The organism is Acinetobacter sp. ANC 4218 (assembly GCF_002135245.1).
Taxonomy (GTDB): Bacteria; Pseudomonadota; Gammaproteobacteria; order Pseudomonadales; family Moraxellaceae; genus Acinetobacter.
On sequence record NZ_NEGD01000014.1, the window covers coordinates 42,687 to 66,291 of the forward strand.

Annotated in this window: 20 protein-coding genes; 10 read left to right on the plus strand and 10 right to left on the minus strand. The window is 39.7% G+C overall.

The window, feature by feature from the left end:
• The first annotated feature begins 91 nt into the window (after nt 1–91).
• From B9T38_RS13515 to B9T38_RS13525, 3 genes are all read left to right on the plus strand, one after another.
• Nucleotides 92–2,818, plus strand: coding sequence for an autotransporter assembly complex protein TamA (locus B9T38_RS13515; protein WP_086197295.1), 2,727 nt, complete (start codon nt 92–94; stop codon nt 2,816–2,818).
• 38 nt (nt 2,819–2,856) lie between these two features.
• Nucleotides 2,857–7,371: a translocation/assembly module TamB domain-containing protein gene (locus B9T38_RS13520; protein WP_086197296.1), complete on the plus strand. Its 4,515-nt coding sequence runs from the start codon at nt 2,857–2,859 to the stop codon at nt 7,369–7,371.
• Between the two features lie 257 nt (nt 7,372–7,628).
• On the plus strand, nt 7,629–7,829 hold the full coding sequence (locus B9T38_RS13525) for a hypothetical protein (protein ID WP_086197297.1): 201 nt from the start codon (nt 7,629–7,631) through the stop codon (nt 7,827–7,829).
• A gap of 493 nt (nt 7,830–8,322) precedes the next feature.
• Here the strand turns inward: B9T38_RS13525 and B9T38_RS13530 are convergent, their stop codons facing one another.
• Nucleotides 8,323–8,532: a cold-shock protein gene (locus B9T38_RS13530; RefSeq protein ID WP_086175076.1), complete on the minus strand. Its 210-nt coding sequence runs from the start codon at nt 8,530–8,532 to the stop codon at nt 8,323–8,325.
• Between the two features lie 446 nt (nt 8,533–8,978).
• Between B9T38_RS13530 and B9T38_RS13535 the strand changes: the two genes are divergently transcribed.
• The 5 genes from B9T38_RS13535 to B9T38_RS13555 all read left to right on the plus strand — a co-directional run bounded on the left by B9T38_RS13535 (nt 8,979) and on the right by B9T38_RS13555 (nt 15,536).
• Nucleotides 8,979–9,338: a hypothetical protein gene (locus B9T38_RS13535; RefSeq protein WP_086197298.1), complete on the plus strand. Its 360-nt coding sequence runs from the start codon at nt 8,979–8,981 to the stop codon at nt 9,336–9,338.
• 142 nt (nt 9,339–9,480) lie between these two features.
• On the plus strand, nt 9,481–9,753 hold the full coding sequence (locus tag B9T38_RS13540; RefSeq protein WP_086197299.1) for a hypothetical protein: 273 nt from the start codon (nt 9,481–9,483) through the stop codon (nt 9,751–9,753).
• A 296-nt stretch (nt 9,754–10,049) separates the two neighbouring features.
• On the plus strand, nt 10,050–12,689 hold the full coding sequence (locus B9T38_RS13545) for a bifunctional aconitate hydratase 2/2-methylisocitrate dehydratase (protein ID WP_086197300.1): 2,640 nt from the start codon (nt 10,050–10,052) through the stop codon (nt 12,687–12,689).
• A gap of 356 nt (nt 12,690–13,045) precedes the next feature.
• Nucleotides 13,046–14,185, plus strand: coding sequence for a GGDEF domain-containing protein (locus B9T38_RS13550; RefSeq protein WP_086197301.1), 1,140 nt, complete (start codon nt 13,046–13,048; stop codon nt 14,183–14,185).
• Nucleotides 14,186–14,516: 331 nt separating this feature from the next.
• On the plus strand, nt 14,517–15,536 hold the full coding sequence (locus tag B9T38_RS13555) for a tyrosine-type recombinase/integrase (RefSeq protein ID WP_086197302.1): 1,020 nt from the start codon (nt 14,517–14,519) through the stop codon (nt 15,534–15,536).
• Here the strand turns inward: B9T38_RS13555 and B9T38_RS13560 are convergent.
• The 6 genes from B9T38_RS13560 to B9T38_RS13585 all read right to left on the minus strand — a co-directional run bounded on the left by B9T38_RS13560 (nt 15,529) and on the right by B9T38_RS13585 (nt 19,089).
• The gene (locus tag B9T38_RS13560; protein ID WP_086197303.1) at nt 15,529–15,822 is read right to left on the minus strand and encodes a hypothetical protein; all 294 of its coding nucleotides are present in this window, start codon (nt 15,820–15,822) and stop codon (nt 15,529–15,531) included. The two genes, B9T38_RS13555 and B9T38_RS13560, sit on opposite strands and share 8 nt — an antisense overlap.
• On the minus strand, nt 15,822–16,061 hold the full coding sequence (locus B9T38_RS13565) for a hypothetical protein (RefSeq protein ID WP_086197304.1): 240 nt from the start codon (nt 16,059–16,061) through the stop codon (nt 15,822–15,824). Before B9T38_RS13565 ends, B9T38_RS13560 begins: the two co-directional genes overlap by 1 nt.
• Nucleotides 16,062–16,194: 133 nt before the next feature.
• Nucleotides 16,195–17,436: a hypothetical protein gene (locus B9T38_RS13570; protein ID WP_086197305.1), complete on the minus strand. Its 1,242-nt coding sequence runs from the start codon at nt 17,434–17,436 to the stop codon at nt 16,195–16,197.
• Nucleotides 17,433–18,506, minus strand: a complete 1,074-nt coding sequence (locus tag B9T38_RS13575) for an ATP-binding protein (RefSeq protein WP_086197306.1) — start codon at nt 18,504–18,506, stop codon at nt 17,433–17,435. Before B9T38_RS13575 ends, B9T38_RS13570 begins: the two co-directional genes overlap by 4 nt.
• A gap of 11 nt (nt 18,507–18,517) precedes the next feature.
• Nucleotides 18,518–18,826 (minus strand): hypothetical protein, encoded by a 309-nt coding sequence (locus B9T38_RS13580; RefSeq protein WP_086197307.1) that lies wholly within the window; start codon nt 18,824–18,826, stop codon nt 18,518–18,520.
• On the minus strand, nt 18,823–19,089 hold the full coding sequence (locus B9T38_RS13585; protein WP_086197308.1) for a hypothetical protein: 267 nt from the start codon (nt 19,087–19,089) through the stop codon (nt 18,823–18,825). Before B9T38_RS13585 ends, B9T38_RS13580 begins: the two co-directional genes overlap by 4 nt.
• A 200-nt stretch (nt 19,090–19,289) precedes the next feature.
• On the opposite strand from B9T38_RS13585, the gene B9T38_RS13590 reads away from it, so the two are divergent.
• A complete protein-coding gene (locus B9T38_RS13590) occupies nt 19,290–19,649 on the plus strand; it encodes a hypothetical protein (protein WP_251992245.1) in 360 nt (119 codons plus the stop codon).
• A gap of 437 nt (nt 19,650–20,086) precedes the next feature.
• Here B9T38_RS13590 and B9T38_RS13600 read toward each other — a convergent pair whose 3' ends face one another.
• Entirely contained in the window at nt 20,087–20,434 is a 348-nt protein-coding gene (locus tag B9T38_RS13600) for a hypothetical protein (protein ID WP_086197309.1), read from the minus strand.
• Between the two features lie 121 nt (nt 20,435–20,555).
• Between B9T38_RS13600 and B9T38_RS13605 the strand changes: the two genes are divergently transcribed.
• A complete protein-coding gene (locus B9T38_RS13605; protein ID WP_502687118.1) occupies nt 20,556–21,650 on the plus strand; it encodes a DNA cytosine methyltransferase in 1,095 nt (364 codons plus the stop codon).
• Here the strand turns inward: B9T38_RS13605 and B9T38_RS13610 are convergent.
• Both B9T38_RS13610 and B9T38_RS13615 read right to left on the minus strand, forming a co-directional pair.
• On the minus strand, nt 21,635–22,372 hold the full coding sequence (locus B9T38_RS13610) for an MAE_28990/MAE_18760 family HEPN-like nuclease (RefSeq protein ID WP_086197310.1): 738 nt from the start codon (nt 22,370–22,372) through the stop codon (nt 21,635–21,637). The two genes, B9T38_RS13605 and B9T38_RS13610, sit on opposite strands and share 16 nt — an antisense overlap.
• 2 nt (nt 22,373–22,374) lie before the next feature.
• A complete protein-coding gene (locus B9T38_RS13615) occupies nt 22,375–23,427 on the minus strand; it encodes a DUF262 domain-containing protein (protein ID WP_086197311.1) in 1,053 nt (350 codons plus the stop codon).
• Nucleotides 23,428–23,605 lie beyond the last annotated feature (178 nt).

Genomic DNA, 23,605 nt, shown 5'->3' on the forward strand with positions numbered 1-23,605 from the left:
ACTTTAGTGAAAATTCCAATAGATTTGAGTTTGTTAGCGAGCTTTCATTGGGCATTTCCATTACAAATATTATATGAGTTTAGAGTTTTTTATGCTTTCGAAACTGAATTTTAAAAAGACGACGCTTACTTTAAGCGTCAATTCCATTTTACAGTGGAACAATGAGCATAAACGATTCGGACTCAGTATTTTACTCATGTTACTGGCTCAACACGGTTTTGCACAAGTGACTCAGCCAAATAGCATCATCACTGAAGCAGAATTTCAGCAACAACTCAAAAATGAAGCTATTCAGCAGGGTGTGGGCAGTGGTGCAGAACTGGAAAAACCAGAGAACATTCAGCAAACCCCGACTGAACCTGATAGCCTGCAAATGCTGGAGCAGCAAGAACAGGCAACCCAGCCTTTGGAAGAATTCAAGCCGATTGAATTTGAAGATCTGGAAGAACTGCCGATAACCCCTGTCAATGCAGAAATGGCAAATGAAATTTTGCGGGTTGCTGAAGATGCTAAACGAGAAGCCCAGCAATACCGCGCCGGTCAGGGCACAGAGGTAGCGGTTTCTGATGCCACACAACAAGAGTTGGTTGAAATTAATCAGGCACCGGTAAATATCGATCAGCTGATGTCGAATATTGAGGCAGACAGCCAGATTGTGGTTGAAGCCAATGCAGCCGGTAAAACTTTACCTGAACTGGCCCCCACTGATGAAATTGAAGAACCGAATTTCTTTAAACGCTGGTTATATAAAATACGCCCGCCGCGTCAATTGAATACTGCCAAGCTGGATCGTATCAGTGCTGATGTGATTATTGTCCCTACACCAAATAGTAGCGATGTTTCAGCCAAAGCTTATGCGCAGGCTATGGAAAATCTGAAAGAAAATCTCAGAGCTAAACTTTCCAGTTTTACCCGGGAATCTTTTAGTGATTTCCCTTCAGCATTGCCGCAGCTGAGGACATTGTCAAATCAGGCTGCACAAGCAGTTGGCTTTTATAATGCCGAATTTAAATTCGAGAAACTCAGTGAAAGTCGTGTTCGGGTCAGAGTAACGACAAATGCACCGGTACAGATTAAAGCACAGAATATTGAATTTAGCGGTGCAGGAGAAAATCAGCCCCAGTTCCAGGTGATCCGGCTTTTGCCCGATCAGGATGTAGGGGATATTTTCAACCATGGTCTATATGAGGAAACCAAAAACCGTATTAGCGATGCCGCAACCAACAACGGTTACTTTGACAGCTATTGGCGCCTGCATGATGTAAAAGTAGCCCAGCCACAAAATACGGCCGATGTGAACCTGCGCTATGAAACGGGCGAACGCTACAAGTTAGGCCCAGTCGAATTCCGCATGAGTGATCCGTCACAGCCATTTCCAATTGACATGGATGTTCTGCAAAGTATGGTTTCCTGGGAGGATGGTGCCGATTATACTTTCTGGCGTGTCAATGGTTTAGCCAATAACCTCACCAACTCGCGTTATTTTAATTACACTCTGGTGGATGCAATACATCCAGATCCAGTTGAGAAAGCGCTGGAACTGCCGCCCGATATTCAGGCTTTGGTCGATCAGCAAAAAATATCTGAAAGTGAGGCTAGCGTTCAGGATAAAAAACGGGTCGCTTCCGCTAAAGAAGTCACCCAATCTGTAGCCGATGAAACCCAGTTTGCGGGTCAAGAGGAAACTGAAGGGGATGAAAATCTCCGTCAGATGCGTGCACAGCAGGAAACCAAACAATCTGAAGAAGAGCGTTTAAAAGTTCAGGCACGTGAAGAAAAGAAAGTTCCAGTGATCGTGACTTTAAATGCTGATCGTTTAAATAGTGCAGAACTGGGGGCGGGTTATGGTTCCGATACAGGAGCACGATTACGTGCTCAGTACCGCCGTGCCATCGTCAACCGCCGTGGACATTCTTTTGATGCCAACATGGAAGTGTCGCAAATTCGCCAGTCTATCGACGGACGTTATAATATTCCCTATCACGATCCTATCAATGACTACATCAGTATCGTTGGCGGTTATGAACGTGAAGAACGTGATGACGTGGCACAGGGGAATAGCCTGATGATTGAATCTGCTGTGGCTGGTGCTGACAGAATTATTAAAAGACCGCGTGGTAGCTGGCAACATACTTTTGGTCTCCGTTATCGTTTGGACCAGATTACCCAACAGGGAACCATTAATACCAATGAAATTCCTGATGCATTTATTGCCAATGCCAATGACCAGCAGCAATCTTTATTGTTGGGTTATGAGGCATCACTTGCGACCAGCGATAAACGGGTCAATCCGGGTAAAGGCTTTAAGCAGACCTATAAGGTCGAACTTGGCAGTGAGTCATTATTGTCTGATGCTGATATGGCCATTCTCAATGCAGGCTGGCGTTTTATTTATTCATTGGGTGAAAATGATAGTCACCAGTTTGTCGGGCGTGGCGATTTAGGTTATATCTTGACCCAAGATTTTAGCAAGGTGCCTTATAACCTGCGTTACTTTACTGGTGGTGACCAGACAGTACGTGGTTTTGACTATAAAAGTCTATCGCCGGAAGAAAATGGATTTAAAATCGGTGGTCAGGCTCTGGCTGTAGGATCACTTGAATATAACTATCAATTTAAAGAAGGTTGGCGTGCAGCCATTTTTAGCGATGTCGGTAATGCCTATGATAAAGATTTTAATACACCTACTGCATACAGTGTGGGCTTGGGGCTGCGTTGGGCATCGCCAATTGGCCCTATTCGTATAGATGTTGCTTCAGGTATTTCTGATGACAATCATCCAATACGTCTGCATTTCTTTATTGGTTCACAATTATAAATACTGGTTTTTATAAATCTTAGTTTTTAGAGAGTATTATGGCTGAAGTAGAACAGCAACCGGAAACGGAAACACCTAGACCGAAAAAGCGTCGTATTTTAAGGAGTGTGCTATTCACACTGCTGATCGTGTTTGTGTTGCTGATTGCTTCTTTCGCCGTGATGTTTAGTACCGATAAAGGCAGCAAGTTTTTACTGGACCGTGTTTTAGAGCGTCAGCAAATTATTCATTATGAATATGAGGGCGGCAATCTGCTCAGCGGTATTATCCTAAAAAATATTTTGGTCACGCTCAAACCTGTAGACGTGAAGATTGACCGAGCAGATGTCACTCTGGGCTGGCGTGCCATTCTTAAAAAAGAAATTCATCTAAATCGTGCTGATGTACGTAATCTGCAAATTATTAGCAAACATCCACCGAGTGATAAGCCATTTAAATTTAATGAAATCCGTTTGCCCTTTGTTTTGCGTTTAGATACGGCAGATGTCGATCATCTGCTGATTAAGACTGCTTCGGCGAGTGTAAAGTTTCACGATATTCACCTGAATGACGCGCTCTGGTCAGGTACTGAACTGAAGTTCGAAGATTCCCGAATGGATATGGGCTATCTTTCGGTGAAAAATGCTACGGGAAATATGAAGTTTGAAGGGAAATATCCTTTGCATGCCGTGGGTGACCTGAATCTACCCTCATTAAACAAAAGCCTGAATATTCATGATATCAAGGTTGTGGCAACCGGTTCTTTAGACACGATTCAGGCAGGCGTTGCGACCAATACCCCAGACCTGTTAACCGGTTGGGTGGTACTGCATCCGGTACGCAAACATGTGCCGATGTTTGGCGAGTTAAATTTTAAAAAATATCATTGGCCATTGCTGAAGGAACAAGAATTATATACCAAAAATGGTGTGGCTAAATTTAATGGTGATATTCAGCGTTTAAATATCGATGCCATTACAGATTTAAGCGGTAAAAATATTCCGCAAGGTCAATATAACGGCAGTATGCATACCGACTTGGTGCATCAGCTCGACATTAGCAATTTAAATGGTCAGTTGATGAGTGGTGCGGTGAATGTTGCAGGCGTGGTGAGCTGGAAAGATCATGTCACTTGGGATATGAATGGCCGTGTCGATAAAATCAATCCCAAAGACAAACTGATTCCGCAAATCATTCAGGACTTTCTACCTCCAACTCTGGATGCCAAAATTGCCTCTAAAGGCCATTTGCAAAATGGTCTGCATTTAACCGCATTGGTAGATTTTGACCGTTATGAAACATGGAACTTAAAGCTCGATCAGGCCGAGCAGAAAGGCAAAAAACCAAATTCGATGCTGCTGAATGTGGCCTGGCAAAATATTGATCGCGCCGTACCTTATGTGGGCTGGTTAAGCAGTAAATCGGGTGACGTAAAATTGGCGCTGGTTGAAGGCAAGCAGGATATTCATGTCGCCACTGCAGTGACCAAAAATGATAAGGGCAGGTTGCCTGAAGGCTTGTATACTGCCCAGCTCAATTTCAAAAATAATGACTTGAATATCCCGAGTTTTAATTATGTAGCGGGTAAAGGTAGTTTAAGCGGTAGTGCTAAAGTAGATTTGCCGACCCAAAAACGTCAATTGAAATGGAATGCCATTCTCAATGCCAAAGATTTTAATCCGCAAACTGTTGCAGCAGCTGCACCGGTGAATTTGCTTAATGGTCAGGTAAAAGCCAATGGTTTTGCCAAACCGAATCAGCAAATTATCCATCTGGATGCGATTAATTTAACCGGTCGTCTAGCACAGCAAAATAACAACGAAACTGTACGCTTAACCGGTCGTAGCACCATCGCCCTTTTATTTAATACCCAAAAAGCGGGTGGTGCATTTAAAAGTTTTGCCGTCAATTATGATGGCGCACTCAATGCTAGTCAGATTCCAGCCAGCGAAGGCATGCTCAAGTTCAAGATCTCCGGTACACCTGAACTAGTTAAAGTCGATGAACTGAAACATTCAGGTATTGCTGGGAAAATTTATGCTAGTGGTCTGGTCTATCTTAAAAATGGTTTGGGCTGGAATATCAATGCCTCTTTAGTACGTTTTAAACCGCATTATTTTGTCTCATCTGTGCGCGGTGAATTGTCCGGTAACGTGAAAACTGAAGGGGTTTGGTCAGACAGCTTAAAACGTATTAATATCCAGAAACTGAATATAGCCGGTATCATCAACAATAAACCTGTTCGCGGAACAGGAAATCTAGCGATGGTGATTAATTCAAATCAAAAAGGCTTCCTGCCACAACAGTTTGAAGCAAATAACCTCTATCTTTCTTATGCCAAAAACCAGCTTCAGGCCACAGGCAATGCACAGAACCTCAGGCTGAAAATCAATGCACCGGCCTTGTATGAAATTTATAGTGGTCTGCGTGGTCGTGCCTATGGCTATTTGAATGTGCAATCACAACCACGCCTGCAAGCGACGGCCAATCTGGCGGTAGACGATTTCGGTTTTAACCAGTTATTCAGTGTTAAAAAATTACGTGTACAGGGTGAGTTGCCGACTTCTGAATCGACTCCGACCTTGATGACAGCAAAAATGGAAAACTTGCGTAGTGGTACACGTGAGATTCAGCAGGGTGAAATTTCACTGGCCGGAACGCGTAAAGCCCACATTTTGAAAGTACAGGCGCAAAACAGACTGTCTAAATTTTATGTGCAACTGGCTGGTGGTTTTAATGCACAGAATGACTGGTTGGGACAAATCCAGAAAGGTGATTTTGACTCCTTGCGCGCACGTTTGGTACAACGTCAAAATGCCTCGGTGATTTACAGTTCTGCCAAAAGCGAATTATTTGTCGGAGCACATTGCTGGTCGAGTCAGCAAAGCCAGTTGTGTTTTGATCAACCGATACGGGTCAGCAAAACCAGAGGCAATGTTTCTTTCATTACCCGAAATGTCGATTTAAATGACTTTGCTGCCTTTATGCCAGAAGGTCTGGAAATTACCGGTAAGGTCAATGGCTATACCAAAGCAGCCTGGGCACAAGGCAGCAAGCCAAAAATTGATGCCAGACTGGTTAGCCGTAATGGCGTGATTGGGCTGGCAGCTGAAGATCCACAAGATATAGGATCTACACTTAAATATAATGAAATTGCTGTGGTGGCAAAAAGTATTGCTGCGGGTTTACAGGTTCGTTTAGATGTTAAAACCCCTGAAATTGGTACCGGTTATGCCAATGTCATTATAGACCCTTATAAAGACAGGATGCCGATGCGCGGTGAGATCGCCTTCGATCAGGTACAACTGAAAGTCTTTAAACCGTTTATGCGGGATGTTCGTTCCCTGGCGGGCAACTTGTCTTTTGCTGGAAAAATTAGCGGTACTTTAACGCAGCCTTTGCTGAATGGTGAAATGCGCCTGAAAGATGGTGCGATCAGCATGATTTCCTTGCCGGTGAATTTAACCAATATTCAGGTCTATTCTTCCATTCGCCAGGATCACGCTACCATTAACGGTGCATTTAATAGTGGTCAAGGTGCAGGTGCATTGACTGGTAGTGTAAATTGGAAAGATGATCCCCGCATTCAGTTGCATTTAAAAGGTGAAAACCTGCTTATACGTCAGGCGCCGTTAATTACCGCCGTAGTTACGCCGGATTTGTCTTTAGATGTGCTGCCATTTAAGAAGAAATTAAGCTTAAACGGTAAGGTGGATGTGCCACGTGCGTTGATTTCGATGCCTGAAGCTTCCGCACCGGTAATCAATGTGTCTTCAGATGTTCGAATCGTGCGTGAAGGACAAGACCAGCTTGCAATATTAAGGGCAGCCCGTCCTTGGGATATCCGTGCCGATGTGATGGTTAATTTAGGTAATCAGGTAATTTTCCAGGGCTTTGATAGTCGTATTCCACTGGCCGGACGTTTGTATCTTTCACAACGTGGACTTGAAACCGCCATGCGTGCTAATGGTGCAATTGGGGTCAGTCAACGGGTAAAAATTGAAGCCTATGGACAAAGTCTGGATTTGAATCGTGCGATTTCACGTTTTAACGGTCCTTTATATAACCCGACCCTGGATATCGATGCTAATAAGACTGTACAAGGTAGTCTGGTTGGGGTGCGTGTAACAGGCACAGCAACCAGTCCGAATATTCAGGTCTATAACGATGCCGGATTGTCTGAACAGGAAGCCTTAAATGCCATCATTACTGGCCGTATTAATGAGGGGGCTAGTGGTATTAGTCAGGAAGCGGGCTTTAAGTCCGATGTCAATAATACCATTGCGGCTGCCGGAATCAGTATGGGCTTAGGCGGTACACGCGCTCTCACCAACCAGATTGGACGTACTTTTGGTCTGAGTGGTCTGGCGCTGGATGCACAGGGAACGGGAGATGATACTCAGGTCAGTGTGACAGGTTATATTACACCGGATCTGTTCATCCGTTATGGTGTAGGGGTGTTTACACCAGTGAATAAATTGACCTTGCGTTATCAAATGAATAAACGTTTATATCTGGAAGCGAGCCAATCGCTAGAACGTGCGATAGACGTGTTCTATAACTGGCGCTTCTAATGGCTTGAGAATATAAATTCTCAACTATTTGTTATATTTAAAATTTTATCAACATTGGTCTGCATTGTTTTTAGCAGTGTAGACCATATACAGCTTGTTGCATCATTTCGGACTTAAATACAAGTGTTGCATTTGTGGTTTTAGCTACAACAAAATATCTCATCATCAGTTACACAAATAAGGATAGTTCACTATTGAATAACACTGTCGAATGTTTGAGCATGATATTTTGTTGATCAAACAAGTGATGGATTGTCATGATAGATGAAGAAAAGCCTTTAGATTTTGACGATGATAATGAGCCTCAAGATTTCGAAGATGAAGAATTTATCGACGATAAGAAAGAGGATGAAATGTACAACGCCATTACTAAAGATGGCTCAAGTGTTGACCCTGCAGATGATGGAACTCGTCATATACGACCTGAAGATGGCGATCCGATTGAAGTTGAAGAGTAAAGAAAAGTCCAATTCAATCATGGGCTCATTATTGTTCATGATTGGGACATGAATGCAAACATATTTCCACATCATTTTTATTCTGGTTTCATTAATATCATGAGCAATATACAGCATTGCGTCCTGTTTTTATCCGTTGTAGCGCTTCGATAAAAATTAGATTAATCCAGCCCAGTCATGAGCCATTTGATCAAATGGGGGAGTTGTCAAGGCTATGTTTTAGCAGGTAATTTACACGATGGTTATTGTCATGATTGAAAAGTCATTTACTGCTCAATACCTCGTTAATGGGCCAGTTTACTAAGTCTAACGAAAAGTGATCTACAGCTAAAAAATTGGTGGCTATTGAACGCGGATAGGTGAATGATGCAATAAAATAAAACACCATAATGTAGAGTAGAGCATAAACGGTTTATAAAGCTCAAAAAAAAAGCGAGAGTTTAACTCTCGCTTTTTTAAATCATGCTTGCAGTCGGCAAGCGTGATTTTTAAATTATAGTGCTACGATGTTTACAGCATTCGGGCCTTTTTGACCTTGAGCGATGCTGAATTCAACTTGTTGGCCTTCAGCCAAAGTTTTGAAGCCATTACCAGTGATTTCGCTGAAATGAGCGAAAACGTCAGGGCCATTTTCTTGTTGAATAAAACCAAAACCTTTAGTTTCGTTAAACCACTTAACAGTACCTTTTACAGTATTAGACATAATAAAATCCTTAAAAATGTTTTTAGCTTATTGAAAAGCCAGATAATTTAACTTGAAAATAAGAATGGAACTTTAAATCTGAAAAACGAAGGATTATGACTAAAACTGCGAAATACAAGAAGATTTACCAGAGCAAACTATTTTTCTAGTTGGCTTTAAGCATACAGTTATGTTTGAAATTATGCAAATGAATAGCTAACTATTGCTGCATATTTTATAGCTTAAATTTGTAACTTGATAATTATGTTTAATTAAATTAATAACTTAAAGATCAGTTAAAAATAAAAAATTCAATACAAAGTCTTTTTTAAAGCCATGAACTTAAAATAGAGCTTATTTTTATGTACTTGATTTTAGTTTGCTCATGATTTTTGGGGATATCTTGTTTTGATGATTTCGTATTTTCATGAACTTTGATTATGATAGGGGGCAATAGGAGAACATTGATGAAAAAGTTATTCACTTTGATGGCATTGGTTGCCTTGGTGGGCTGTGCTGAAAAGAAGCCGCTAACACCTGAAGAGCAGTGGAAAGGCTATTGTACGAGTATGGGTAATGCGGCAAACAATATTATGTATGATCGTCAAAATACCATTACCAAAGAGGCCGCTATAGAACACGCCAACAAGATTGAAGATGAAATCACCAAAACCTTTATTCTGGATATTATTGAACAGGTCTATGCATTTCAGATTGAGGAAATTAATAAAGATCCGGAAGCAAGCCGTAATCAGTTTAAGCAGAAAATTACTGAAAAATGTATCGCCACGCCGCATGACAAAATGCCAAATTACAAACCGTTCTAATGAACGGTTTTTTATATCGATGCATAAAATAGCCTAAGCAAATTAAAAAATAAATTGTCACATTTGCTTAAGTAAAAATATAGAAAAGCTTATCTTGTTATTGAATAATGAAATCAAGAATTATAATGACTGGAGTAGAAATATGGATGTGATTAGCTACTTACATCATGAAGATTTGCTCTTGGAAGATGAGCACGGTGTAGCAATTATTGGTGGTGCAAATTATGTCCTGAGTGTAGGAGATAAAGTGTTTCTGCGCAGAAAATTGGCAGATCAGCATTATCCTCGTTATTTAGTTGATATTTCATTCGCCAGTAATCAACATCAAGGCCTGTTTGAAGATGAATGTGCAGTTAAATTTACCGGGAATCGTACAGAATTAGCTCAATATTTAACAGCCACCACTGTCCACTAAGGTTGAATATTTTTATATAAGCAAAACAGGCAACATGGAGTTGTCTTTTTTGTGTTGAATGTTCCATTAAAAGTAACTTTTTTCATCATTAAAAAGCTTTAAAAGTGAAGGATTTGCTTATTGTGTAATCGATATGCCCATTATTTAGCTATAAAATAATGGGCATCACAAAGAAACACTGTAGTTGCATTAACTTTTAACTGGAATTTTAGTAAAATTTAGCAGTCCATATTATTTGCGAAGCTTTGCATAAGCTGGAATTCGTAAATAATTTTTTAAAAAAGAGGAATAACACTGTGCTAGAAGCTTACCGCCAACACGTTGCAGAACGTGCCGCACTCGGAGTCCCACCGAAGCCACTTGACGATGCTCAAACAGCTGACTTGGTTGAACTATTAAAAAATCCACCAGCTGGAGAAGAAGCATTTTTAGTTGACTTGCTTGAAAACCGTGTTCCAGCAGGTGTTGACCAAGCTGCTTATGTTAAAGCTGCTTTCTTGGCTGCTGTGGCAAAAGGTGAAGCGACTTCACCATTAGTTTCTAAAGAACGTGCGGTTTACTTACTGGGTACTATGCTTGGTGGTTATAACGTTGCACCTTTAGTTGAACTTTTAGACAATGCAGAATTATCAGGTTTAGCTGCTGATGCATTGAAAAAAACTCTTCTTGTATTTGATGCATTCCATGACGTAGCTGACAAAGCGAAAGCGGGCAATGCAAATGCACAAGCTGTTATGCAGTCTTGGGCTGATGCTGAATGGTTCACTAGCCGTAAAGACGTTCCAGAAGAAATCAAATTAACTGTATTCAAAGTTACTGGTGAAACTAACACTGATGACTTGTCTCCAGCTCAAGATGCTTGGAGCCGTCCTGACATCCCATTACATGCAAATGCGATGTTGAAAAACGAACGTGATGGCATCAATCCTGAAAAACCGGGTGAAGTTGGTCCATTAAGCCAAATTAAAGAACTTGTTGCGAAAGGCAACCAAGTTGCTTACGTAGGCGACGTAGTTGGTACAGGTTCTTCTCGTAAATCTGCAACTAACTCTGTTCTTTGGTTCTTTGGTGACGAAATTGCTCACATCCCGAACAAAAAAGACGGTGGTTACTGCTTAGGTGGTAAAATTGCTCCGATCTTCTTCAACACAATGGAAGATGCTGGTGCGTTACCAGTCGAGATTGACGTTACCAACATGAACATGGGCGACGAGATCACACTTAAAATCGACCATGCTGCTGCTAAAGTAACTGCATTCAAAGATGGCGCTCAAATTGCCGAGTCTGAACTTAAAACTCCAGTATTGTTAGATGAAGTACGTGCTGGTGGCCGTATCAACCTGATCATTGGTCGTGGTTTGACTGGTAAAGCGCGTGAAGCTTTAGGTCTTGCACCTTCAACTTTATTCCGTACTCCAGTTCAACCTGAGAATACTGGTAAAGGTTTCACTCAAGCTCAAAAAATGGTAGGTCGCGCTTGTGGTCTTCCAGAAGGTCAAGGTGTTCGTCCAGGTACTTACTGTGAACCTAAGATGACAACTGTTGGTTCTCAAGATACAACTGGTCCGATGACTCGTGACGAATTGAAAGACTTGGCTTGCTTGGGCTTCTCTGCTGACCTAGTAATGCAATCTTTCTGTCACACAGCTGCGTATCCAAAACCAGTTGACGTTCAAATGCAACACACGCTTCCTGATTTCATCATGAACCGTGGCGGTGTGTCTTTACGTCCAGGTGACGGTATTATCCACTCTTGGTTAAACCGTATGCTTCTTCCAGATACCGTTGGTACTGGTGGTGACTCACATACTCGTTTCCCAATCGGTATTTCATTCCCAGCGGGTTCTGGCCTTGTAGCGTTCGCTGCAGCGACTGGTGTTATGCCACTAGACATGCCTGAATCTGTTCTTGTGAAATTCAAAGGTAAAATGCAGCCTGGTATCACTCTACGTGACCTTGTACATGCGATTCCTTACCGTGCGATCCAAGAAGGCGATCTTACTGTTGAGAAAAAAGGTAAGAAAAACATTTTCTCTGGTCGTATCTTAGAAATCGACCTGACTGAAATGGAAACTGAATTAACAGTAGAACAAGCATTCGAACTTTCTGATGCTTCTGCTGAACGTTCTGCTGCTGGTTGTTCAATTACGCTTTCTGAAGAGAAAGTTGCTGAATACCTCCGTTCTAACATCACGATGTTGAAATGGATGATTTCTCAAGGTTATGGCGATGCGCGTACTATGGCTCGTCGTGTTGAGAACATGGAAAAATGGTTGGCGAATCCATCACTTCTTAAAGCTGATGCTGACGCTGAATACACTAAAGTGTATGAAATCGACCTAGCTACAATCACTGAACCTGTTCTTTGCTGCCCGAACGATCCAGATGACGCTAAACTTCTTTCTGACGTTCAAGGCGTTAAGATTGATGAAGTATTCGTTGGCTCATGTATGACGAATATCGGTCACTTCCGTGCTGCTGGTAAATTACTTGATAAAGTACCTGGTGGCGTATTGTCTACTCGTTTATGGTTGGCTCCGCCAACTCGTATGGACGAGCACCAATTGATGGAAGAAGGTTTCTATAACATTTATGGTAAAGCTGGCGCTCGTACTGAAATGCCAGGCTGTTCATTATGTATGGGTAACCAGGCACGTGTAGCTCCGAACACTACTTGTGTATCGACCTCTACTCGTAACTTCCCGAACCGTTTAGGTCAAGGCGCTAATGTTTACTTAGCTTCTGCTGAACTTGCATCTGTTGCTGCTGTACTTGGTAAATTACCAACTCCAGAAGAATATCAACAATATGCAGCTCAAATTGACAGTATGTCTGCTGACATCTATCAATATTTGAACTTCGACAAGATGGGCGAGTATACAGATGCTGCTAAAGACATCGATACCAAAAAAATTGCTGCTGCTCAATTGTCTTGATTGAATAAGTAGTTGAAAATAAGGGCTGATTTATCAGCCCTTATTTTTTTGGAGTAATGACAAGTATAGAGAGTTGGTATTCTGGACTTTTTAAAAGCCTCAATGAATTTATACAAACGTCTGATCTTTGCTGAAAAGTAATATTTCCAAGCACTCTAATAGAACAATAACTTTAAATATCAAATAAAAGTGCGAATATTTTGTTGAGATGGAATATGAAAAGCGCATTTAAAAAATGACTGAGTTTTTAAAAATAATCAATTAATATTTTCTTATTAAAAATAAATATTTATTGAATAAGTTTAGCTAAACAATTTAGAATAAAAACTACACAGTTCTAGTGGTTATTCAAGTCCGTGAATCTACCAGCTACTCACTATTTCTTGTTGATTTACCCAATTTGCTTAATTCTGATTGGTACGGCCTTTATTGTTGCATATTTAAGGTTTAAAGCACCTAAGTATTTAATGTGGATGGGAGTTGGTTGTATTCTGTTATCTGTAGCATTCGCTACACAGACATTGATGACAAATACACAACTACGGCTAACAGCGCCTTGGTTTGCAATTCTGTATATAGGTGGGGTTTGGGCAGTCGTACATGGAATGTTCTTAAAAGCTAATGCAAAATTAAATATATGGATCTCTTCTGGTCTTATTATTGCGGGTATAACTTTACTTCTATATTTCACCTATATCGATGAGAATTTATGGTCACGAGTGGTCATAGTTAGTGTGGTGATTTTATGCCTGGAAGCTTTAGCCCTACCAAAAGTATATGCTTTATTTAAAAAAACCTATGCTTTAGAAAAACTTTTGTGTTTGAGTTATTTTTTCGTCGTTATCTATGCATTTATTAGAGCTTTAATAGTCATTGTGTATCTTCAAGAACTGCAACATATGACCGTGGCGACCACAACTTGGTGGATGATGCTGATTTCTATAAATGTTTTTATCAGTCTGTGGTTTGCCATTATTCTCTCGGCCGTAGCTGTAAAAGAAATGTTTACTAGCCTTAATGAAGAGCGGTTGAGAGATCCTTTAACCAAATTGTATAACCGGAATGGCTTCCTGGAAAAAACCAAAGACCTGTTTGAGAAAAAACAGTATGGTGAAGTTTATCTTGTGATGTGTGATATTGATAATTTTAAGAATATAAATGATACATGGGGACATGTTGTGGGAGATAAAATCTTATACGCATTTGCCGATATATGCAGATTTAATATTCGGGAAGGTGATATTGTCGGGCGGTTTGGTGGGGAAGAATTTATTATCTTACTGCAAAGTCCAAATGAGGAGGCTTCATGGGTTTTGGTTGAGCGTTTACGTAAAAAGGTTGAAGATCAAATTTTTATTCATGATATTAAAATTACTGCAAGTTTTGGAGCGGCTAAAATAGAGACAGAATCCCAGTTTATGAGTGCCTTGGAAATAGCAGATAAGCATTTATATGAAGCCAAAAATAGTGGACGAAACCGGGTATGTTTTAATTAAAAAAATTAGATTTACCTTTAATGTCCGGATTTTGAATTAAATAAAAATTATAGAACGCCATTATTTTTGTCCATCATATACAAGTAATAAATTTTAGACATTAAAAAGCCCCAAAGCCCCATGGTTAAGTGCTATCCAAAACTAATGAATTATAAGTGGTTTTCTAAAAAATAATTAATAAATACTTATAAAACAATAAATTAAGATAAAATATTTGGTTTTAAATCCTGAGATTATTACCCTTAAAAGTTCTTTTAATTGAACATATTGGACGTTTTTGACAAAAAATAAGTTAATATGAAATATTATTTACGCCAAGATTACGCCAGAAATGAAACTACCAAAAGCAAGAAAGCGTGGGGAATCATACCGTATTGAGTTAATGTTTAATGGTAAACGCATCAGTGCTACACGAGACACTGAAAAGGAGTGTGAGCAATGGGCTATGCTTAAACTTCTAGAATTAAAGACTGAGCAAAATAAGAATCAGAGCGAAGTTAAGCAACACTACCCATTTTCTGCACTACTGCATAAATACTATGAAGAGATAGGCAGGCATAAGAAATCCAGCAGAACTATTAGAATTTCAATCAAGCAGTTTATTGACAGCTATCCGGTTATTTCGCAAATGTCTGTTCACGATATTACACCTCAGATATTGACGGACTGGCGCAACTCAAGATTAAAAAGTGTCAGTATTGGTACCGTACTTCGTGACATATCTTTATTCTCAGCAATTTTTACTTATGCACAGAAAGAACTTTTTCTAATTGAAAGTAATCCGTTTTCTATGGTGAGCAAACCATCTCAGCCAAAATCAAGAAATCGACGTATAAGTGATGCTGAAATTAATCTGGTACTAAAAGCCCATAATTATGAGCGAGGACAAGTACCAACAGAAATACAGCATTTTATAGCCTGGGCTTTCCTTTTTGCGATTGAGACAACAATGCGACAAGGGGAGATACTTTCCATTAAAAGGTCGAATATCCATAAAGACTATATTCACTTGCCTGATACCAAGAATGGTCATTCGCGTGATGTGCCATTAATGGATAGTGCAAAAGAACTATTAAAACTCATACCTGATAACGGATCTGATAATTTGCTTGAGATAAGCAGTAGCACTTTTCAAAATACGTTCAGCAAGAGGGTAAAGAAAGCAAATATCAAAGAATTGCATTTCCATGATACCCGGCATGAAGGAATTACAAGACTGGTTAAATTAAGAAAGGTACCAATTGAGATTCTAATGAAAATTACTGGCCATAAGACTGCAGGGATTTTGATTAATACTTATTATAATCCTACAGCAAGCGAAATAAGTGAAATGCTGAACGGGTCTAATTGACCCGTTTTGCTCCGCGTTTATTTTTCTGAGGCTTTGATAAAATCATCATAGCTGTCTTGGTTTCGTAGAGATGCTTACCATCAGTACCTTGATTGTAGCCCTCAAGCTTTTTAATGATAGTTGTTTTGGTTAAACCATATTTTTCAACTAGCCAAGATACCGGAACCAAAGCCGGCAATTCTTCCATCTTAAGTTGAACAATTTTCCCACCAAAGATGTTTTGGCCAAGATAAAGCTGAGGCTCTATATCAGCCTCAACCGTAATAGTGTACTTAAGAGCTCCCATCACGCCACCTTTTCTAAATTCACATCTAACGGACTAACCAGGTGAACCTGATATTCTTCATAAAGTACCTGGCAATTTCGATTACCAGTTAAGTCTTTTGCAACCAGCACATAATCCAGTTTTGTGCCTTTGCCTTTAAAAGTTGCACCACCATCAGCAAGGTCCTTCTTTACGTAGCCCAATTTTTCCAGCCACAATTTAAAGCCAGCTACATGTTTGTTTTTGATGCGGAAGATCATCGATACCCCCAACTATTCACAAAATCCTGAATACAATCTTCAATACCGAAAAGATTGATGTTCTTGTATGTCTTAACCCGGCCATTGTGCTGCACAAGCAGCACACGGGTGATGGATGAATATTGGTAGCTCATTAAGGCTCACCAATAGCCGCAGTAAACGGATCCAGTTCAAGTCGACGCTTCTCAACCAGTTCCAATAATCTTGGTTGAATCTCTTCATCACATGCCGACACATCAATTTCCAGTGCATCTAGCTCAGTTAGGTCTTCAGCTTTCTGAATACGAACTGCGAGTGATGATTGAGCCTTAGGTGGATTAAGCTCGACCAGGCGTTTGTTGATTGCATCAATTAATGGTTTGCGCTGTTCTTCGGTCCAGTGCGTGGTGTACTTGATTTGAGCATTGGCTTCCATTGGTGTAGCTGCATTGGCAACATTTCCAAGTAATTCATTTAGTAACACCTGGTGAATATCGTCTACATCGGCCTGAACTGGCGGTTCCAGATGCTCATCTTTTTGAGATTGGATAAGTTTTTCAGCTTCTTGTTGCAGTCGCTTAAGTTCATCAACGCTTAAATCATTAACCAGTTCAACCTTAGGCGTGTATTGCTCAGGGTCAAGTTCAAGTAATTTATCTTCAGTCAGCTTGCACAAGTGTTGTTGATCTTCACGCTCCAGATGGCCATTAGCCATAAAGACAGGGCGTAGAGCCAAAACATCCCGTGTTGTTGTGCATTCATCAATTTGAGCCGTAAACTTCTCAACCAATTTCACCGCATCAGTTTCAACAAATTCTTCTGTTAAATTTTCTTCTACTGCAGTAACTGGACCTGGCTCGGTAATCTGAATATTTGACTGACTTTCAAATGTCTTTTCTTCCACATCATTTGATGTTGAATTTTGGTCATTTGCAGCCAGTTCTTCTGTTTTACGGCTACGACGTTTTTGTTTTGTCTGAGTATTAATTTCAACAATATCTGCTCGGCGGTAAACACGGTCAAAAAGTTTACAAAATGCCTCTGCTTGTAGCTGTGCATTATTTGGATCGCGTTGTGCAAACCCCCGGGCAATAGATTGATTTAATACCTCATGGCAGACTACATATTTATAGTGATGTATCTCACCACTGGCTTGAACAATATAAACATCATCGCCGAGTTGAACCTCATCCGGAGTCAGGGGTTTTTCGAATGTAATACCAGCCAACTCCATGGTTTCAACTTTGATGCAAAACTCATAACCAGGTTTAGCAAAGATGTTGGCAGGGAACTGATCGATATCATTGAATTCGATCAATTCACCAATAGCGCGGCACATGATATTCCGACCCGCCATCATTGCTGCAAAAGCTTCATTACTATTTAAAATATTCATGCTGACCATCCCTCCATATCTGATTTAGCCTGGCAGGCATTTAAAATTTGTTGTTCGTACTTTGTGCCTTTGAAGTAGGTAGCAGGACGATTAAGATCATTAATCTGGTTGGCATTTTGAATGTCTTTTAACGCAGCCTGATAATCATTTTCTAAACGTGCTTCATTCTCGGCATGTAACTGCTGCTCATTAGCCTGTTGTGCTTGTTGGGTACGTTGAATGATTGAGTGAATGCCAGCGCATGTCTCATCAAACTTCTGCTGTTGAACATCGTGAAGGCTATTTAGTCCACGTTTGGCACAATACTTTTCAATATCAATTCCAGCTTGTTGCATAAGTGCTTCAAGCTCTAAAAATTGATTACCATTGATACACGCATCAGCAGATCCAGAGTTCAACCATTGTTTGAGCAATATGCCAGCCTGTTCTGTAAGCAGCATAGGCTCACTAAAAATGCGGGTACGGTCTTTGGTTCTGACTGCATAGTTGTCATGGGTTAGATCCAGAACGGTAGTGAACTCATATTCAATCCCATCGCGCTGTTCAGCTTTCATGCCCACTTTTTCGACTTTCTTCTTACCGTTACCCGCATCAACCTGAACGGTATCCATTTTGCTGCGCATGGTCACAATGATATTGATGCTGGACTGAAGCATTGCATCGATAAACTTGCGATGACGTGGTGTAACCTGACTCCATGCACCCCAGCTATTACCTTTGAAAGTGGTACCGGAAAGTTTGTCGACAATCTCCAAACAGCCGCCAACGCCAGACCATTCATGAGTAATACTGTCCAGGATTAAGGTATCGAAACCTGCTTTCTCAGCAGCATGAATAGCATCAATAAATTTTTCAGGAGTGTAGGGCGGTTGAATATTTGCATGTTCAAATTCAACAACATCTTCATATAATTCAGCACTACTGTTTTCTGTATCTGCTACTGCAATTCGACCACCAATTCCTTTAGCTAAAAGGAGTGCACCTAAGGTTTTACCTGAACCGGTAGGACCGGCAAGGGCAAGGCGTAATTTCGCATTTTTGCGTTCAGCTTTTTTAAAAAATACAGTCATGATAATTCCCCTTAAGCCCCAACCCAGCCCATACGTTTTTTGTACGCACGACGTTCACGCAATGGAATATGTGAACTCTGCAAACCAATGGCCAAAGCCTTACGACGTTGAAATGCTCGTTCACGGTCAAAGTTTTGACGGATCCAAGGCTTGGCAACTTGTTCTTCAAGAGTGACTTTTTGAAGCTCACCGGTTTTACGATCTTCAGCGAAGATGTCTTTACCTTGTTCAACATAAACAGTATGGCCAAGACGCATAGACATGCTGTTTTGTTCAAAGCCGCCCAGGTATTCAGAGAATTTTTGAGTAGAAGTAGTCATTTGCTTACCTCCATCTGAAACTTAACCGCTTGCACAGTCTGACGATCCACATCATCTGAACAACTACGGACCATAAAAGGTGTTGCCAAAATTGGCGAACTAAAAACCACTACTGCAATCGCGTCACGCATAAAAGCTTTGAACTTGTTCCAGCGATTCGCCTTAGCAATTTGCTCACTGGAAGGCGGCTGCTGGTAAAGAATCCCTGTAGTTGGGATGTGGCCAAACTCTGGGGTTTGACTGTGGGAAGGTGTTTGGTTCATACTTATCTCACTCTTTGAGTAAAAGCCCCGCATCTGCCAAGATATCCCGGGGCTTTTGTTTACTTGTTGAGTAAAGATTACTTTACTTTATTATTGTTGTAAAGAGTTCTTTACCATTATAAGTAAATTAAACTTAATTTTTATGATTTAATAGACAAAAGAAAACCCATCACTGGGATGGGTTGGATGGAGTCTTTTAAATGATCGGGATAACCAGCAAGGGTGAGCTAATTTCAGTGGAAGTAGGTCAGAGACCAAAAGGATTGCTTACCGGTATCCTTATAACTGATCCTGAACATCTCACTGAGGAAAATCTAGCAAAGATTAAATTGCGCTTTCACGGACCAGATGGTCAATTAAATCAATATCGCTGCCTAGATGCTTTACATATAGATCAGGACCAGATTGATCTGAAGGGTGATGAATCAACATTAGAACTTCAAAAATCTGACCTTCCAGATTTATCCACTCACCAATTTGGGGTAAAGTCTCGAATTCGTGAGCATAAAGAGGCTCTTGGACGCCTTTTGCAATATTTATCAAAGAAACTTCAATCATAGTTTTTTCTCCGGTATTTATGGTTGTTTAAGATCAATGTTGGCACAAAGTCTTAACTCCATAATATCAGAGGAAATATTTTTATATTTAAATGCTTATATAAAAGAAAACCCACAAATAGTGGGTGAGATAGGTCCTGCTTAGTTATTACAGGTCTTGCTTTCGAATCAGACCTTGAGTAAAAAATAACAGGGTAGTGTTTCAGAAATAAGAAACCCACCGAAGTGGGTCTGTGCGATCGAATACTATCCGTAGTATTTGGGTGTGAAGATAGGCTCATAATATGACATTATTGTTTAGATATGCTTGATATGTGACCATACAAGCTATCTTTTCGTATTATAAAAAATGATTAGCAATATGAGTATAACAATTAGAATTACCGCAATAATAGCTCTTTCCATGATGGCCACCTGCAACTTGGGTGCGATTATTTATTTTAGCATTTAATGCTGTCTTTTTTCTTGTAGTAGTCCAATGCCATGTCCAGATCCTTTAACAGTTTTGCCTGTGTATATTCAGTTGGTGACAGCTTAAGTAAGGCTGGCATGTAATTGGTCTTGTATTCAGTAGGGTAGTCTTTACAGAGTATTTGAGTTCTTTCTGCTTGTTGGGTCTCAGCACTATCTAGCTTGTCCAGGTAGGTATTGATGATTGTATCTGACTTCTCGAATTGTGCTTTTGCCGTTGGATCGGGTGTGCCAGTAGATGCTGATTGATCTGGTTGTTTTTGGCAGCCGGTGATGGCTAAAGTTAGAAGTAGGGTAGATAGTATTTTTGTTTTCATGGTTTTGTGTTGTTGTTATTGGTGAAGGGATTATAAGCGACTGTGAGAAAAAGAACACCGACCAAGGATGGTGACAAAGGAATAATGCAAGGGAAGTTAAATATTTTTTGCAGCCCCCTCGATGTCGGGCTTAAAAAGATATATCATATGCATTGAAATGAGGTTTATTTTAAATATGCAAATTGAAGCAGTAGATTTGTTCTGCGGTGTGGGTGGTTTAACTGCAGGACTGATTAAATCGGGAATTAAAGTGAAGGCTGGATATGACATTGCTGAGGAATGTCAATTCGCCTATGAATATAATAATAATGCAATTTTTGTTCACAAGGATGTTGCAGAGGTAACAGCTTCTGAAATTTCGTCATGGTATTCAGAGGGTAGCATACGTCTACTCGCAGGGTGTGCTCCATGCCAACCTTTTTCTACCTACAATAAAGGAAGAGACACTACAAAAGATGAAAAATGGCCTTTATTGTATCACTTCTCTCGTTTAATTAAAGAAGTTAAACCTGAATTAGTAACCATGGAAAATGTGCCAGATGTAACTAAACATAAGGTTTATCATGATTTTATTGATGAATTAAAAAAACTGGGGTATGAAATTACTGCTCAAGAGGTTGCTTGTATTGATTACGGGGTGCCACAAACTAGACGTCGACATGTGGTTTTGGCATCAAAACTCAGTAATATCAAATTAATTAAACCTACTCACGATAAGCCAATTACGGTAAGAGAAACGATTTTTGGTCTCGAACATTTACAAGCAGGTCAAAAATCAAAAAATGACCCACTGCATGCATGCTCTAGGCTCAACGAGACTAATTTGAAGCGCATTAAAGTATCTAAGCCTGGTGGTACTTGGAGAGATTGGCCTGAGGAGTTGCGTGCAGAATGTCATAAGAAGGAATCTGGTAAATTTTATTCTGCTGTATATGGTCGCATGCACTGGGATCAACCAGCACCAACAATTACAACATTGTGTTATGGATTTGGCAATGGTCGGTTTGGGCATCCAGAGCAAGATCGTGCAATTAGTTTAAGGGAGGCTGCTTTATTTCAAACATTCCCTTTAAATTATCAATTCACACCTGTTAATAAACCTGTGTTTTTCAAAATAATTGGCCGAATGATTGGCAATGCTGTTCCTGTGAGATTAGGAGAGATAGTAGGGTTAAGCATTACTTCTTCTTTAAAAAATATCTATGCTGTTGTTTGAACAGATGTCCTATATCCATGCTGACTAATGTAAGCATCATATTGATCAATGATATATCTTAAATAATCTTTAACTATATCAATAAGCTTTCTGAAATCACTTGCTACATGATTGTTCCCACATTCTGCAAATGAAATAGAGCCATGTGCTAGCTTATTTCTTATTTCTTTGATTAATCGAATCGGTGCTTTATCATCTCTAAATGGACGCATTACTTTTTGCTTTAATGGTGAAGATAAATTAACGTTAACACCAATGCTTTTACTTAATTTTTCTATTTCTATAACATCCCAGTTTCCACCACCGCCTGGTGGAATTTTGATGTTAATTGGTCTTAAATTAAGAACTTGCTCAAATAATAAAAGGGCTTTTTCAAGTCTCTTTTCATTTGTTAGTAGTTCATAAGGTGCTGCCACCGAAGTAACATATAACTTGCGCATATTTTCAGTTAATAAATCTAATTGTCCATTAATACCTAATGTTGCATGCCTCTCAACCGCATCAATTAGAGTTGAGATAGTCGATTCTATTAAGTTGTATAGATGAAGGTAGATACTAGAGTACATAATTTTCTGTTGTTCAGGTTTTACAGTATAGCTGGTCCCACTAAAGTGTAATACAGCCCCACCCGAACTAATTGCTAATTCAATGTTATTAACTAATTCAAAATAGCTTTCAATATCATAAATTCTGTCATTAAACACTGAACGTACCAGCTCCAAAATCAAACCCCCTCTAGTAATGCATCACGCATATATTCAATTCTTCCAGTCAATTTACGTCTCGCATTAGCACCATCAGAACTAATCTCTTTCTTGAATGCAGCACGATCCAATATTAGGTTTGTAGTTTGAATATCAACACTTAAGTCAGGTTTTTCTTCTAGGGCAAAATGGGAACCTAAAGCAATTGATTCATACCTGGCTCTAGGTGTTGTTTTGGCACCTGATGTTTTTCTAAATCCTAATTCAAAAGACCTATCCACAAATTCAATCATTCTTTGAAAGCGTTTTTCATATTCAACTTCTAGATTAGGATTTTTATCAAATGCATCGTTCATTTTCTTTATATATCTAAAGATAAATGGAGAAACATCATCTTTATATCCATCCAAACCATCTGAATATGCAAAAAATCTTGCAACCAATTCTTCGGCTTCTCTTTCTTTCTTCTGCTTAGAGGAAATAGGGGCTAATTTTATAAACAATTCATTCGTTGCTAAGCGATTAACAAAGTCCATAAACTTACCACGGAGGGCACCGCGTCTAACTTCAGCTGGGTTAGCAACCTTACTACCCGTGTTAATCCTTTCGAATAAGTCGACTCTAGCTTCCATATCTGTGTTTTCTGAAAGGATAATTCCCCTGATAGAAATATTTAAGATCTTCCTACGTCTTGATAGTGGTAAGTCATTAAAACTAGTACCATTTAATAAATCTAAGCGTTCAAGTCCTTCTAAAATCAATCGTCCCCCCAAATACTCTTCAATAGTTCGAAGCCGTTGAGAGCCATCAACGATTTCAAGCTTGCCAGTCTCGCCATTCATCCAAAAGAATACAAATGGAATTGGCAGGCCAATTAAAATAGATTCTATAAATTTACTTTTTCTTGGTTCATCCCATGTAAATTCACGTTGGTAATCAGGAACTGTATATTCTTTTTCAGCAACTTTTTTGGCTAGAATTTCAACTGTGTATTCAGAAGTATAAAAATCTATTTTTTTTGAATAACTTTGAAGCTGTAATTCAGCTTCTTTAAGTGCATCTTCATTATCCATAATTTTTTCCAATTGATAAAATAAAGCTAACCTTTAAATTTTAGATATTTGTCAATAAAATACCTAGTGGGATGTAATCTTAATATCCAGTACTGATAAAATTTACTCAATTAATTATATAACTCTTTCTAAAGTGCAGTATTCAAATATTTAATGTCTTAATTAAACATCCCGATAC

What these genes read in the sequence shown, in the direction of transcription:
- B9T38_RS13535 (WP_086197298.1), top strand. Translation starts at nt 8,979, where the DNA reads ATGAAAAAGTTATTCACTTTGATGGCATTGGTTGCCTTGGTGGGCTGT.
- B9T38_RS13515 (WP_086197295.1), top strand. Translation starts at nt 92, where the DNA reads ATGCTTTCGAAACTGAATTTTAAAAAGACGACGCTTACTTTAAGCGTC.
- B9T38_RS13585 (WP_086197308.1), bottom strand. Translation starts at nt 19,089, where the DNA reads ATGAACCAAACACCTTCCCACAGTCAAACCCCAGAGTTTGGCCACATC.
- B9T38_RS13540 (WP_086197299.1), top strand. Translation starts at nt 9,481, where the DNA reads ATGGATGTGATTAGCTACTTACATCATGAAGATTTGCTCTTGGAAGAT.
- B9T38_RS13565 (WP_086197304.1), bottom strand. Translation starts at nt 16,061, where the DNA reads ATGATCTTCCGCATCAAAAACAAACATGTAGCTGGCTTTAAATTGTGG.
- B9T38_RS13570 (WP_086197305.1), bottom strand. Translation starts at nt 17,436, where the DNA reads ATGAATATTTTAAATAGTAATGAAGCTTTTGCAGCAATGATGGCGGGT.
- B9T38_RS13605 (WP_502687118.1), top strand. Translation starts at nt 20,556, where the DNA reads ATGTCGGGCTTAAAAAGATATATCATATGCATTGAAATGAGGTTTATT.
- B9T38_RS13600 (WP_086197309.1), bottom strand. Translation starts at nt 20,434, where the DNA reads ATGAAAACAAAAATACTATCTACCCTACTTCTAACTTTAGCCATCACC.
- B9T38_RS13520 (WP_086197296.1), top strand. Translation starts at nt 2,857, where the DNA reads ATGGCTGAAGTAGAACAGCAACCGGAAACGGAAACACCTAGACCGAAA.
- B9T38_RS13580 (WP_086197307.1), bottom strand. Translation starts at nt 18,826, where the DNA reads ATGACTACTTCTACTCAAAAATTCTCTGAATACCTGGGCGGCTTTGAA.
- B9T38_RS13575 (WP_086197306.1), bottom strand. Translation starts at nt 18,506, where the DNA reads ATGACTGTATTTTTTAAAAAAGCTGAACGCAAAAATGCGAAATTACGC.
- B9T38_RS13530 (WP_086175076.1), bottom strand. Translation starts at nt 8,532, where the DNA reads ATGTCTAATACTGTAAAAGGTACTGTTAAGTGGTTTAACGAAACTAAA.
- B9T38_RS13560 (WP_086197303.1), bottom strand. Translation starts at nt 15,822, where the DNA reads ATGGGAGCTCTTAAGTACACTATTACGGTTGAGGCTGATATAGAGCCT.
- B9T38_RS13555 (WP_086197302.1), top strand. Translation starts at nt 14,517, where the DNA reads ATGAAACTACCAAAAGCAAGAAAGCGTGGGGAATCATACCGTATTGAG.
- B9T38_RS13615 (WP_086197311.1), bottom strand. Translation starts at nt 23,427, where the DNA reads ATGGATAATGAAGATGCACTTAAAGAAGCTGAATTACAGCTTCAAAGT.
- B9T38_RS13525 (WP_086197297.1), top strand. Translation starts at nt 7,629, where the DNA reads ATGATAGATGAAGAAAAGCCTTTAGATTTTGACGATGATAATGAGCCT.
- B9T38_RS13590 (WP_251992245.1), top strand. Translation starts at nt 19,290, where the DNA reads ATGATCGGGATAACCAGCAAGGGTGAGCTAATTTCAGTGGAAGTAGGT.